Origin of the sequence: Kitasatospora sp. SUK 42 (genome assembly GCF_015776785.2) — a bacterium.
Taxonomy (GTDB): Bacteria; Actinomycetota; Actinomycetes; order Streptomycetales; family Streptomycetaceae; genus Kitasatospora.
Map to the genome: position 1 here is coordinate 135,786 of NZ_LFMD02000002.1, position 13,240 is coordinate 149,025.

At 75.1% G+C, this 13,240-nt stretch carries 10 protein-coding genes; 1 reads left to right on the top strand and 9 read right to left on the bottom strand.

Annotated elements, in window-relative coordinates; all coding sequences use genetic code 11:
• Window positions 1–28: 28 nt before the first annotated feature.
• Together RZ50_RS00575 and RZ50_RS00580 are read right to left on the bottom strand one after the other, a co-directional pair.
• Window positions 29–1,627, bottom strand: a complete 1,599-nt coding sequence (locus RZ50_RS00575) for an ABC-F family ATP-binding cassette domain-containing protein (protein WP_196951010.1) — start codon at window positions 1,625–1,627, stop codon at window positions 29–31.
• 265 nt (window positions 1,628–1,892) lie between these two features.
• Complete coding sequence (locus tag RZ50_RS00580) at window positions 1,893–2,876, bottom strand: hypothetical protein (protein ID WP_196951011.1); 984 nt, start codon at window positions 2,874–2,876, stop codon at window positions 1,893–1,895.
• A 369-nt stretch (window positions 2,877–3,245) separates the two neighbouring features.
• Here RZ50_RS00580 and RZ50_RS00585 point away from each other — a divergent pair, with 369 nt between their 5' ends.
• Window positions 3,246–4,454 (top strand): glycoside hydrolase family 26 protein, encoded by a 1,209-nt coding sequence (locus RZ50_RS00585; RefSeq protein ID WP_196951012.1) that lies wholly within the window; start codon window positions 3,246–3,248, stop codon window positions 4,452–4,454.
• Window positions 4,455–4,461: 7 nt separating this feature from the next.
• Here RZ50_RS00585 and RZ50_RS00590 read toward each other — a convergent pair whose 3' ends face one another.
• Genes RZ50_RS00590 through RZ50_RS00620 form a run of 7 tightly spaced genes read right to left on the bottom strand, consistent with a single transcriptional unit; the run spans window position 4,462 to window position 13,166 of the window.
• Window positions 4,462–5,622 carry a GNAT family N-acetyltransferase gene (locus RZ50_RS00590; protein ID WP_196951013.1) on the bottom strand — a complete coding sequence of 387 codons (1,161 nt, stop codon included), beginning with the start codon at window positions 5,620–5,622 and terminating at the stop codon, window positions 4,462–4,464.
• A complete protein-coding gene (locus tag RZ50_RS00595; RefSeq protein ID WP_196951014.1) occupies window positions 5,619–6,596 on the bottom strand; it encodes a Wzz/FepE/Etk N-terminal domain-containing protein in 978 nt (325 codons plus the stop codon). The genes RZ50_RS00590 and RZ50_RS00595 overlap by 4 nt, the downstream gene beginning before the upstream one ends.
• Before the next feature lie 46 nt (window positions 6,597–6,642).
• Window positions 6,643–7,758 (bottom strand): glycosyltransferase, encoded by a 1,116-nt coding sequence (locus RZ50_RS00600; protein ID WP_196951015.1) that lies wholly within the window; start codon window positions 7,756–7,758, stop codon window positions 6,643–6,645.
• Window positions 7,755–8,606, bottom strand: a complete 852-nt coding sequence (locus RZ50_RS00605; RefSeq protein ID WP_196951016.1) for a polysaccharide deacetylase family protein — start codon at window positions 8,604–8,606, stop codon at window positions 7,755–7,757. The genes RZ50_RS00600 and RZ50_RS00605 overlap by 4 nt, the downstream gene beginning before the upstream one ends.
• Complete coding sequence (murJ, locus tag RZ50_RS00610; protein ID WP_196951017.1) at window positions 8,596–10,332, bottom strand: murein biosynthesis integral membrane protein MurJ; 1,737 nt, start codon at window positions 10,330–10,332, stop codon at window positions 8,596–8,598. Before murJ ends, RZ50_RS00605 begins: the two co-directional genes overlap by 11 nt.
• The gene (locus RZ50_RS00615) at window positions 10,329–11,636 is read right to left on the bottom strand and encodes an O-antigen ligase family protein (protein ID WP_308271072.1); all 1,308 of its coding nucleotides are present in this window, start codon (window positions 11,634–11,636) and stop codon (window positions 10,329–10,331) included. The genes murJ and RZ50_RS00615 overlap by 4 nt, the downstream gene beginning before the upstream one ends.
• Window positions 11,637–11,642: 6 nt before the next feature.
• Window positions 11,643–13,166 carry a sugar transferase gene (locus RZ50_RS00620; RefSeq protein WP_196951018.1) on the bottom strand — a complete coding sequence of 508 codons (1,524 nt, stop codon included), beginning with the start codon at window positions 13,164–13,166 and terminating at the stop codon, window positions 11,643–11,645.
• Between the last annotated feature and the right edge of the window lie 74 nt (window positions 13,167–13,240).

Consider the following 13,240-nt stretch of genomic DNA (forward strand, 5'->3'; position numbering starts at 1 on the left):
GAAAAGCGGATGGGGCGTCTACTTCCGGTCAGGCCAGCGAGACCAGATCGGCGTAGGACGGGTTCCACAGGTCCTCCACCCCGTCGGGCAGCAGGATGATCCGCTCCGGCTGGAGCGCTTCGACCGCGCCCTCGTCGTGGGTGACCAGGACGACCGCACCGGAGAACTCGCGCAGCGCGCCCAGGATCTCCTCGCGGCTGGCCGGGTCGAGGTTGTTGGTGGGCTCGTCCAGCAGCAGCACGTTGGCGGAGGAGACCACCAGGGTGGCCAGCGCCAGACGGGTCTTCTCACCACCGGAGAGCACCCCGGCCGGCTTGTCCACGTCGTCGCCGGAGAACAGGAACGAGCCGAGGATCTTGCGGATCTGCACCAGGTCCGTGTCCGGCGCGGCCGAGCGCATGTTCTCCAGGACGCTGCGGTCCGGGTCGAGCGTCTCGTGCTCCTGGGCGTAGTAGCCGATCTTCAGGCCGTGGCCCGGGACCACCTCGCCGGTGTCCGGCTGCTCCACCCCCGCCAGCATCCGCAGCAGGGTGGTCTTGCCGGCGCCGTTGAAGCCCAGCACGACGACCCGGGAGCCCCGGTCGATCGCCAGGTCCACGTCGGTGAAGATCTCCAGCGAGCCGTACGACTTGGACAGGCCGCTCGCGGTCAGCGGCGTCTTGCCGCAGGGGGCCGGCTCCGGGAAGCGCAGCTTGGCGACCTTGTCGTTCTGGCGCACCTGCTCCAGGCCGGAGAGCAGCTTGTCGGCGCGGCGGGCCATGTTCTGCGCGGCCACCGTCTTGGTCGCCTTGGCGCGCATCTTGTCGGCCTGGGCGTTCAGGGTCGCGGCCTTCTTCTCCGCGTTGGCCCGCTCGCGCTTGCGGCGCTTCTCGTCGTCCTCGCGCTGCTGCTGGTACTGCTTCCAGCCCATGTTGTAGACGTCGATGCAGGAGCGGTTGGCGTCCAGGTAGAAGACCTTGTTGACGACCGTCTCGACCAGGTCGACGTCGTGCGAGATGACGATGAAGCCGCCCTTGTAGGTCTTCAGGAAGTCCCGCAGCCAGACGATCGAGTCCGCGTCCAGGTGGTTGGTGGGCTCGTCGAGCAGCAGCACGTCGGAGTCCGAGAAGAGGATCCGGGCCAGCTCGACGCGGCGGCGCTGACCACCGGAGAGGGTGTGCAGCGGCTGGCCGAGGATGCGGTCCGGCAGGCCCAGCGCGGCCGCGATGGTGGCGGCCTCGGCCTCGGCCGCGTACCCGCCCTTGGTCAGGAACTCGGTCTCCAGGCGCGCGTACTTCTTCATCGCGTTGTCCCGGGTGGCGCCCTTGCCGTTGGCCATCCGGTCCTCGTTCTCGCGCATCTTCTTCAGCACGGTGTCGAGGCCCCGGGCGGACAGGATGCGGTCCTTGGCGAGCACGTCGAGGTCGCCGGTGCGCGGGTCCTGCGGCAGGTAGCCGACCTCTCCCGAGCGGGTGACGGTACCGGCGGCGGGCAGGCCCTCGCCGGCCAGCACCTTGGTGAGCGTGGTCTTGCCGGCGCCGTTGCGCCCGACCAGGCCGATCCGGTCGCCGGCGGCGACCTTGAAGCTCGCGGACTCGATCAGGATCCGGGCACCGGCACGCAGCTCAAGGGCGTTGGCGGAAATCATGGCTGGGGACTACTCCTGGGACGTGGGCGGGCGGCCGGGTGCGGACCCGGGCAGCGGAAAGGGGGCTTCATCGGCGGTCGGCGCGGTGGATGGGGGCGCCGCCGCCCGCTATTGCCCGGAGAAGATAGCCATGGCGGCCAGTCTACCGGGCCGCGCGGAACACCCCGGGGACTACCGCCCCGGGGTACCAGGGCCTCGGGGCACCAGGGCCTCGGGCCTGGCTCCCGGGTCCTTGCCGGGTCCGGCAGAACCCGGGAGACGGGCCCTACTGCTGCGGCTGGTCTCCCCCGGTCGGCGCCGGGGCGGCGGGGGCGTCCGAGGCCGGGGCGGCCGACGGGTCCGCGCAGCCGCCCTGCGGGCGGACCGCGGCGAACGGCGCGTCCAGGCTGCCGCAGGCCGTCTCGGGCGCGGCCGCCTTGGTGTCGAACACCTTCGGCGGGACGATCGGGCCGTCGGTGACCTCCACCCGGGCGGCGTCCAGCACCTTGACCGTCGCCGTCGGGCCGGCGCTCATCGCCCAGCCGTTGCTGTCCAGCCGGTAGCCGGTGATGCCGCCGGAGACGGCCTGCCCGCTGCTGTTGGTGCAGCTGCGCGGGATGAGCACCGCGTAGTCGGTGTGGACGGTGCGCAGCGGGTCGTAGAGGCAGCCGCTGGACGGCCGGTCGTTGTAGCGCAGGTCGCCGTCGGCGTCGCGCAGGCCCATGGTCAGGTTCGGCGTCACCACGGCAAGCCAGGGCGAGCCGTCCCGCTGGACGGTGTGCAGCGCGGCGGCGGCCCGCTGCACGGCGGCCTGCTTGCGCTGCGCGTCGGTCCGCTTGTCGGCGCCGGGCTCGCCGTCGCCGCGCAGGTAGTCCGCGAGGCCCGGCACGGCGCGGTGCCAGCGCACCTCGTGGTCGCCGGGTCGCACCGAGGTGATCAGGCCGTCGTCCCAGACCACGATCGCGTTGTCCCCGGCCATCGCCAGGTAGAGCGCCTCGGCGCCCTCGCGGCGGTACGACCAGGCCCGCTCGCCGGTCTGCTTGTGGTACGCCTCCAGGCCGGGGCCGACCACCTTGAGGTCCAGGTCGGCCGCGCTGAGCGACTCCGAGTTCACCGGGGTCGCCTCCGCGCCGCTCGGCCCCGCCACCCGGTCGCCGAACGGCACCGGCTTGTTGGCGTGCGCCGCCGCACCGGCCGCAAGGACCAGCATCACCGCCAGGGCAGGCAGGATCGAGCGGGGGGTGAGTACACGCAGCGGCTTCCAGGACACGGCCGGAGCGTACCTTTCGCCGGGCGCGCGAGTCAGCCCGGAATCGGTGTCGGCCCGCCGCACCGCCCCTGGGCCCGCCCGTGCGCGCCCGTACCGCACGCCCGCCCGCCGACCTGCGCCGTCGGCTCCCCGGCCGGGTCGCCGGGGGTCGCGGAGCGGGCCGCGGGAGGCCGGCCGGACCGTTACAGAGCTGATACATGCGGGCCTCGCCACGCGGGCCTCGTGACGGACGGCGTTCGAATATCGCCCACTTTAGGGTGACATTCGGCATTTCCGTGCTCCGTCGGGCCTACTGTCGGCGAGCGTGGCGCCACCGTCCGCTCACGTCGTCACGTCCGCCCCCGTCTCGCGACGTCCGGAGGAGAGACCATGCGAATCGGCCGCTTGGCGCTGGCCGCCGCCGCCCTGCTGCTGATGGCCACGGCCAGCGTCCCGGCCGGGACGCCGCTCAGCCAGACCGAACGGCACGCCTTCCCCTCGGACACCTTCGAGCCCCGCCCCGTCGTCCCCCGCCCGCCGGTCCAGCAGCCCCCGCACGAACCGCCCTTCGGCGCCTTCGTCGGCTCCTGGGACCAGTACATCCCGCAGATCGGCCAGTACGCGCAGTGGCTGGGCGACGCGAACATGCAGGTCGGCCACACCTATCTGGCGGGCAACGACTGGAGCGACGTCGAGGGCGACCCGCTGGTGCTCGGCATGTGGTCGCAGTGGCGGCTGGTCGACCCGTCCCGGATGCTGGTGCTCGGCGTGCCGATGCTGGTGCCCAACGAGGGGAACGTGCCGGACGCCGAGGTCGCCAAGCTGCTCGACCAGGGCGCGCGCGGGGACTTCGACGGGCACTTCCTGCGGCTCGCCCGCCGACTGGTCGCGAGCGGCGGCGCGGACACCGTCCTCACCCTCGGCTGGGAGATGAACGGCGTCACCTACACCCACCGCTGCAAGCCCGACCCCACCGCGTGGAAGGCGTACTGGCGGCGGATCGTCGGGGCGATGCGCTCGGTGCCCGGGCAGCGGTTCCGCTTCGACTTCGCCCCGAGCCGGGGCCTGGACGCGATCCCGTGGACCAGGTGCTATCCGGGCGACGACGTGGTCGACATCATCGGCATGGACAACTACGACCAGCCGGCCGGGAGCACCTTCGACGACTACGTGCGCGAGCCGTACGGCCTTCAGGACCAGGTCGAGTTCGCCGCCAAGCGCGGCAAGCCGGTCTCGTACCCGGAGTGGGGGTTGTTCCGCAACGGCGACAACCCCGAGTTCGTGCAGCGGATGGTCGACTGGATGCGCACCCACGACACCGCCTACCAGACCGTCACCGACTACTGTCCGCACGGCTTCTTCCGGTGTGACCGCAATCCGCGCTCGGCCTCGCTGTTCAAGCAGCTGATGTCCGGGTCGAGGGGGGCGCCGGCGATGCCCGGGGCCCCGGCCGCACCCGTCCTCCCCACCCCGCTTACCCTGCCCACCCCGCCGGCCCTGCCCGTCAGGGTGGACGGGCCGGCCGGCCCCTCGGCGCGTCCCCCGGCGTCCCCGCCGCCGCACAGCCCCTCGGCGGCGGGAACGCCCTCGCGGCGGTGAGCGCCCGTCAGCCCCGGCGGCGGGCCAGCAAGGCCTGCTTGAGCCGGGGGAAGCGGGTGCCCAGCACCTGCGCCGCCGACTGCCGCAGGCGCACCGCACCGGCCCGGACGGCGGCCGCGGGGGCCGCTCCCACCGGGCCCAGCAGCAGCCGCTGGTTGGCGAGTCGGTCCGGACGCCAGCGCTGCTTGTACGGCTCCTGACCGCGCAGCAGGCCGAGCAGCGGGACGCCCGCGCCGACCGTCTCGTCCAGGGCGGCGCTGAACAGCAGCCCGGCGATGTCCAGCCGCTCGCGCAGCACCGGGTGCGCGCCGTACATGTACAGCCCGCCGAAGGACGGGCAGAGCAGCAGCAGGTTCACCGCGACCAGTTCGCCGTCCAGGTGGAACCGGTGAACGGCGGCCCGGCCGGTGGCGACCAGGCCGGTGGTGGACTCGGTCAGGTGCCGGGCGAAGCGCTCGGTGCGGTGCTCGGCGGTGACGCCGCGCTCCTGCCACTGGAGGAAGTGCAGCCTCAGCAGCCCCTCCAGCGCGGCGGGCACCTCGGCCACCGGCGTGCTGCGCACCTGCACCCCGGCCTCGGCGATCTTGCGCAGCTTCACCCGGCTGCGCTGGGCGGTCTTGCCGGGCACCCGCTTGAGCAGCCGCTCCATCGGGACGGCCGGGAGGTACTGGCAGAGCGAGTCCCGGTAGCGGCGCCGGGTCCCGCGCCAGTGCGCGTACACCCGCTGCGCCGCCGCCTCGGGGTGCACCTCGCGCAGCTCCAGCCAGTGCCAGGGGCGGGTGAGCGGCAGGGCGGCGGCGAACTCGGCGGCGGCCCGGTCGGCGCACCCGTCGTCGAGCAGGACGTCGGTGTAGTCGACCAGCCCGGCGCCCAGGCCGGTCAGCCCGCCGAACGGGCCGCCGCGCCGCAGGAAGGCGCCCGCGCCGACCAGTCGGCCGTCCCGGCGGACCAGCACCACCAGCAGCGCGCCGGGGCGGCCGTAGTGGCGCCACCAGGAGCGCTGCCAGTCGGCGGCCTGGAAGAAGGTGGCGGTCCGGCAGCGGGCTGCCAGGTCGTCCCACTCCTCGGCGAGGGTGTCCAGGGCGTCGTCCTCGCGGCGCAGCTCGGTGGTCCAGACCGGCACGGCCGCCCGCGCCGGCGGGCGGGAGGCGCGGGCCTCGGTGCTCATCGTTCGCTCCCGGCGTCGGCCTTCTTCTTCGCCTTCGCCGACGGCTCCTGCGACGACTCGGGCTCGGTCCCGGGCTCGGTCTCCGCCCCGGCCCGGGGTTCCTGCGGCTCCTTCGGCTCGACCGGCTGCTCCTCGGTGCGCTGGCGCGGCGGGGTCGGGGCCGGGGTCTCCGCCTCGGGCGGCTCCGGGGCCGACGGGGCCTCGACGGCGCCCGGCTCGGCGGCGACGGGCTCGACGGCGACAGGCTCCACGGCGTCGGGCTCGACGGCGGCCGACTCCGCGGCAACGGGCTCCACGGCGTCGGGCTCGACGGCGGCCGACTCCGCGGCAACGGGCTCGACGGCGACGGGCTCCACGGCATCGGCCTCAGCAGAGGGCCCGGTCGCGGCCTCGGCGACGGCGGGCTCAGCGGCGGCCGGTCCCCGGCGGCGGGTCATCATCACCAGCGACCCGAGCAGCACCCCCGCCGCCGCGCCGACCGCCACGTCCAACCTGCCCGAGGGAGTGGTCGGCTTGTCCGGCGCGGCGGCCGGTGCCAGCGTCACCAGCCGGACGTTGGTGTCCTTGCTGCTGGTGTTGGCGAAGGCGACCAGCGACTCGGCCACCGCGTCGGCGGTCCTGGCCGCATCCCGGGGGCGCCGCCCGGTGCCGCTGATCTCGATCATCGGGGCGTCCGGGGAGGTCGTCCCGTGCACCAGGGTCGCCAGCTCGGCCCGGGTGTGGCCGGTCTCGGCGGCGGCGACCGCGAGCACCTGCGGCTGGCCGGCGAGCCGCCCGTACGCCTGCGCGAAGTTGGTCGCGGTCATGGACTCCCCCGGGTTCTGCGGCGCCACGAGGACGTAGGCGGTGGCGGTGTACGAGGGGTGCGAGACGACGGCGTACCCGCCGCCGGCCGCGGCGCCCAGCGGCACCGCGAGCGCCACCGGCCACCAGCGGCGGACCAGGCGACGGGCGCTTCGGCGCGGTGTGGTCATGGGTGTTGCTCCTTGGGTCTGGTACGGCGGTTCCGGCGGCGGGCGGTCAGACGCGGGCCAGCCGGTCGTAGAGGGCGCCCAGGTCGGCGGCGACCCGGGCGATGTCGTAGTGGCCGACGGCCGGCGGGTGCGGCAGCGGGTCGGCGGTGTGGCCGCTCAGCTGCCGCAGGTCGCGCAGCGCGGCGGTGTACGCGGCGGGCTCGGAGGGGATCCGGCGGGCCTGCGGGGCGGCGCTGGGCGGCAGTTCGTCGAGCGCGGGGCAGGCGCTGTGCCGCACCGGCAGCCCTGCGGCGAGGCCCTCCAGGACGCCGAGGCCGAAGGTCTCCGCGGTGGAGGGGGAGGCGAGCACGTCCATGGCGGCCAGCAGGTCGGGGACGTCGTCGCGCTCGCCGGTGAGCACCAGCCTTTCCCGGACGCCGAGTTCGGCGGCCCGGCGCTCCAGTGCGGCACGCTCGGGGCCCTCGCCGACCAGGACCAGCCGGGTGGCCGGGTCGAGGTCGACCAGGGCTTCCAGCAGCACCTCGAAGCGCTTGCCGGGGGCCAGCCGGCCGATCCCGCCGACCACCCAACCGCCCTCCGGCAGGCCGAGTTCGGCCCGTACCCGGCGGCGGGCGGCGGAGCGTTCGGCGGGCGGGCGGCGGTAGCCGGCGACGTCGATGCCGTTCGGGATCAGCTCGATCCGGGCCGGCGGGACGCCCCAGGAGCGCAGCGTCTGGGCGACCTGCCGGGAGACCGCGACGGTGGTGCTGCCGAGCCGTTCGGCCGCCAGGTAGAGGCCCTTGACGCCCCGGGTGACCGGGCGGCCCTCGATCACCCCGGCGTGCAGCGAGTGCTCGGTGGAGACCACCGCGCGCACCCCGGCCAGCCGGGCTGCCAGCCGGCCGTACAGCTGCGCCCGGTAGAGGTGGGTGTGCACCAGGTCGTAGCGGCCGGCCCGGACCAGCCGGACCAGCCGGGGCAGTGCGCCGAGGTCCCGGTTGCCGCGCATGCCGAGGTGGTGCACGGTCACACCGTCGGCGCGCAGCGCCCGGGCCACCGCGCCGGGGTTGGTCAGCGTCAGCACCTCGCAGCGCTGGTGCGGCGGCAAGTGGCGCAGCAGCAGCTGGAGTTGGCGCTCGGCTCCGCCGGAGGCGAGCCCGGTGACGATGTGCAGGACCCTCACGGCCTGGCCCCCCTCCGCCCGCGCCGCAGCCGGGCGACGGTGTCGCGCAGCCGGTGGCGGCCGCGCTTGGCCCGCAACCGCCAGGCGCCGTCGCGGGCGCCGACGTAGCAGCGCGGCAGGGCGAAGCGGCCGGTGAGCGGGGAGTGCGCGATGGCGCAGGCGTAGTCGTACCCGGCGTCGTGGACGGCCTGGGCGGCCGGCAGGTCGACGGCGCCGTACGGGTAGCAGAAGCCGGTGACCGGGCCGCCGACGACCTCCTCCAGCAACCGCCGGCTCTCCCGGGTCTGCGCCGCGAGGGTCTCGGCGGACAGGCCGGGCAGCGCCTGGTGGCCGAGGCCGTGCGAGCCGATCTCCCAACCCGCGGCGGCGAGTTCGGTGACCTCCGGGACGGTGAGCAGCTTCTTGCGCGGGCCCTCGGCGTCCCAGCCGTTGTCCTGGCCGAGCAGGTCGGCGACCACGTACGCGGTGGCGGTGAAGCCGTACGCCTGCAGGATCGGTACGGCGTACCGGGCGAAGTCCGCGTAGCCGTCGTCGAAGGTCAGCCCGACCAGCCCGTCGTCGCGGCCGAGCTCGCGGGCCCGGATCAGCTCGCGGACCGAGACGCCGCGCCGCCCGCGCCGGTGCAGCCAGGCGATCTGCTCGGCGAACCGATCGGGGCTGACGGTGAGTTGGTACGGGTCCTCCTCCTCGACCGCCACCGAGTGGTACATCAGGATCCACGGCCAGGAGGACCCCGGTGCGGCCGGTTCGCCGACCGGGCGGCGGCTCCTGGGCAGTCGCGCCCGGGCGGGCGGGGCGTTGGTGACGCCCGCCCGGGCCGAACGGACGGTTCCCCGTTCATTGTCCATGGGGAGGCTTCCCTTCATCGGCGGCGGTTGGCGGGTTCGGGGCGAGCCTGAGTCGGGCGACGGCGAGGAGCGGGCCGCGCACCTCGCGGGCGCCGAGGAGGGTGCCGAGAGCGGCGAAGACCAGCGCCACGGTGAGACCCCCGAGGGCGGTCGAGAGCAGCGGATCGACGGCCAGGTCGGCGACGACGCCGCCGAGCACGGTGGCCCCGGCCGCGGCGGCGACCAGCCGGCCGTGGCCGCCGAGCACCCGGCGCAGCCGCAGCGGGATGCCGCGCAGCACCAGGCCGTGCAGCAGCAGCCCGGCTGTGGTGGTGATCCCGGCCGCGTTGCCGGCCGCCAGGCCCAGGGCTCCGAAGCCGGGCGTGGCGAGCAGACCGACGGTGACGGTGACGCCGAGGCCGAGCACCATCGCGGCGACCGGGTACCAGTCCAGCAGCCGGCGGCCGCCGTCCTCGGTGCCCTGGTCGTTCGCGCGGCGGACCACCGGGCGCAGCGAGAAGTACGGGCGGATCATCACACCGAGCAGCGCCTGGGCGGGCAGGCCGAAGCTGTACACCCGGATGACGGCGGCGGTGGCGGCGGTGTCCCGGGGGCCGAAGGCGCCGCGCTCGAACAGCAGCGAGACCACCGAGGGCGCGCAGGCCATCAGGAAGGCGGTGCCGAGCAGGACGACCGCCGCGGCCTGGCCGAGGTCCTTCTCGACCCGGTCGCGGGCGGCGGTGAGGTCCCCCGCGGCGAGCGCCCTGGCGACCAGGGGGAAGGTGACGGTGCAGATCAGGATGCCCGCCGTCATGGCGAGTTGGGAGACCTTGGCGGCGTAGTTGAGGTGCGAGATGGTGCCGGGCGGAAGCGCCGAGCCGAGGTAGCGCTCGACGAAGACCTGCGACTGCCGGGTCAGGGTGAAGGCCGCCACCGGCAGCAGGGCGAGCGGCATCAGCACCAACGTGTCGCGGGAGCGCCGGCCGCGCCCGGCCGCGGACCGGCCCCGGCGCAGTCCGCGCAGGAACGGGCCGACCAGCAGGCCGGCCATCAGCAGGCTGCCGAGCGCGACGCCGAGGGCGGCGGAGCGGACGCCGAGGACGGCGTGGAAGCCGAGCAGCAGGGCCAGGATGCCGAGGTTGTAGGCGACGTAGATCCCGGCCGGGGCGGTGAAGCGGTGGTGCGCGCGCAGGGCGGCGGCCAGGTAGCCGGCCACGCCGAAGGGCAGCACGGTGATCGCGGTGATCCGGGTGCAGGAGACGGCGAGGCCCGGGTCCCGGAGCCCGGGGGCGAGCAGGTCGACCAGCCGGGGGGCGCCGAGGGCGACGGCCAGGACGAGCCCGCTGAGGGCGAGCAGCAGCCAGGGCAGGGTGGCGCGGACCAGCTGGCGGACCGGGTCGGGGGCGTCCGGGTCCTCCTCCCGCAGCACCAGGGCGAGCGCGAAGGCGGGCACCATGAGGAAGGACATGGCGTCCTCGATCAGCAGCGGCGCGGCCGTCTCCGGGACGGTCCAGGCGACCAGGAAGGCGTCGGTGCCCTGGTTCGCGCCGAAGTAGCGGGCGAGCAGCAGGTCGCGCAGCAGGCCGAGGCCGGAGCCGGCCGCGCTGAGCAGGGCGGTGATGCCGAAGGCCTTGGCGAGGAAGCCGCGCCGGGGCGCCTGGTGCGGCCCGGGGGTGGACTCCTGGGCGGGGGCGCTGCGCGGGGCCGGGAGGATGGGGGTGAGGGCGGCCGGCCGGTCGGTGGTCACTGGTGGTCCGCCTCCCGGACGGCGGCGTGGGCGGCGAGGCCGAGGATGACGGAGGTCAGCACGGTGGTGGCGCCGCCGATGTCGGCGTACAGGAAGTCGACCAGCACCCAGGTGAGCAGGGCGAGCGCGCCGAGGCCGCGGCGGTTGCGCAGGCAGCCGAGCAGCAGGCCGAGGAAGAGCGCGGCGTAGGCGGTGATGCCGATCAGGCCCTGCTCGCTGAGCACCAGGAAGTACATGTTGTGCGGGGAGAGCAGCGGTTCGCGCTGGAAGCCGATGGTGGCGTCGGCGGCGTCGCTGCCGGAGGAGAGCCGCAGCGGTGCGTGGCCGTCGCGCAGCTGCGGGAAGGACTTCGGTCCGGCGCCGTGGACGGGGTGGTCCTGCCAGATCCGTCCGGCGGTGGCCCACAGGTCGTAGCGGTCGGAGACGGACTGGTCGGGGGCGGCGGAGATCGAGCCGATCGAGCTGAGCCGTTCGGTGACGCCGGAGGCGCCGAGGCCGAACCCGCCGACCAGCACGACCGCGGCGGCCAGGCCCAGCACCGCGCCGCGCACCAGCAGCCGGGCGTCGGCGCGCAGCAGCAGCACGAGGACGGCGGCGCCGGTGGCGATCCAGCTGCCGCGGCTGAAGGAGACGGCGAGCGGGAAGGTGAGGAAGGCGGCGGCGGCGAACATCGCACGGCGCAGCCGGGCGTCGCCGCCGGGGCCGCGTTCGCCGAGGGCCAGGGCCAGGGCGGCGAGCAGTCCGTAGCTGACCACGCTGGACATCGCCATGATGTCCAGCGCGCCGAAGGTGCCGACGGCCCGGATCGGCTGGCCGGTGTAGGAGGCGCCGGTGCGGGTGAGGTACTGGTCCGCGCCGACCACGCCCTGGATCAGCGCGGCGAGCACGAAGGAGCCGAGGACGAGGCGCTGGTCGGTGCGGTCGCGCAGCGAGCAGAGCACGGAGGCGGGCACCAGGACGAACACCTGGGTGAGCCGGACGAAGCCGGTGACGCTGGTGGCCGGGTCGATCGAGCCGACGGTGGCGACGGCGGCGGAGACCACGATCCCGCCGAACAGCACGCAGGCGGTGCGGCCGAGCGCGGGCAGCCGTCCGCGCAGCAGGTTCAGCGCGGTGAGGGCGACCAGGGCGAGCGAGGCCACGTCGGCGGCGGTGACGTGGACGGCGGCGGTGACGTCCTTCTCGCCGCTGGGCACGCAGACCAGCAGGACGGTGGCCGCGGCGAGCAGGCTGGGCCGGTCGGCGAGCGCGGGCAGGGCCCGCCGTAAGGCCGGCCGCGGCAGGGCGGGAAGGGTCAGGGCCACGCGGGGTCAGCTCCCGTCCGGGTGGAGCATCAGCACCGCGGTGCGGCAGAGGATCTTGACGTCCTGCCAGAGGCTCCAGCTCTCGATGTAGCGGTTGTCGAAACGGGCCCGGTCCTCGATGGAGGTGTCCCCGCGCAGGCCGTTGACCTGGGCGAGGCCGGTGAGGCCGACCGGGACGCGGTGGCGGTCCGCGTACTCGGGGTAGGCCTGGCTGAACCGCATGACGAAGTACGGGCGTTCGGGGCGCGGGCCGACCAGGCTCATGTCACCGCGCAGGACGTTCCACAGCTGCGGCAGCTCGTCCAGCGAGCTCCTGCGCAACAGGCGGCCGACGGCGCCCATCCGGTGGTCCTGGGCGATGTTCCAGCGGGTGGCGGACTCGTGCTCGCTGCTCGGGCGCAGGGTGCGGAACTTCAGGACGGTGAAGACCTTGCCGTCCAGGCCGGTGCGCTGCTGGCGGAAGAGCACGCCGGGGCCGGTGTCGAAGCGGACGGCCAGGGCGCAGAGGACGAGGACGGGGGCGAGCAGCAGCAGGCCGAACGCGGCGACGGTGACGTCCAGGGCGCGCTTGACGGCCCAGCCGGGGCGGCGCATCGCGGGGCGGTCGACCCGCAGGCAGGGGAAGCCCCACAGGTGGTCGCCGCCGGCCATCGGGGTGCCGGGCAGCGAGCCGTACTCGCGCAGTTCGGGCACCAGCCAGACCTGGCAGCCGAGTCGGGCGGCGTCGCGCAGGGTGGCGGCGGTCTCGGCCTCGTCGGCGGCGCCGGCGGTGGCGATCACGTGGTGGACCCGGTGGCGGCGGACCTCGCGCTCCAGCACCTCGCGGCCGCCGAGGACGGGCAGGCCGCTGTCTCCGGCGAGCAGCGGCGGGTCGGCGTCCAGGAAGCCGACCGGGCGCATCCCGTACTCGCCGTGCTCGCTGAGGGCGGTGGCGACCTTGCGGCCGAGCATGCCCGCGCCGAGCACCAGGGCGGGACTGGGGCGGCCGCGGCGGATCCGCCGGACGAGGTGGTAGAGGAAGCCGCGGCCGACGGTGGCGATCACCAGCTGGGCGCCGAGCAGGACGGTCAGCCGGGCCGGGGTGGCCGGGCCGCAGTCGGGCCAGCGGCCGTCCATGCAACCGGCCAGGGTGACGGCGAAGGCGGTGGCGACCACGGCGCGCACGGCCAGCGCGGGCAGTTCGTCCAGGACGGAGAGGGTGAGCCGGGCGCGGTAGAGGCCGCCGGCCAGGTTGAGCAGCAGGAGCAGGGGCAGGACGGCGGGGACGCCGAGCAGGGGATCGAGCGGGGCGGCCGGGTCGATCGCCCGGTTGGCGATGCCGGTGCTGGTGCACAGCGCGATCGCATCGACCTGGACCAGCGCCAGCGGCAGGGCGAGCCGGGAGCGGACCGACGTGCGGTACCGCCGGGGCGTCGACACCGTCCGGGTGTGCGCCGTCCCGGTCGGCCGGTCGAGCAGCCCGGTACCGGGCCTGCGCGGGCCGGACAGAGGCCCACCGGATCGCGGCACACTGTCGTGGTCAATGGTCATCAGCGCACGAACTCCCCTGCTGTGTGCCCGGGGTGACGGCGCCCCGGCGCCGATCGGCGTGGGGAGGCCGTCCC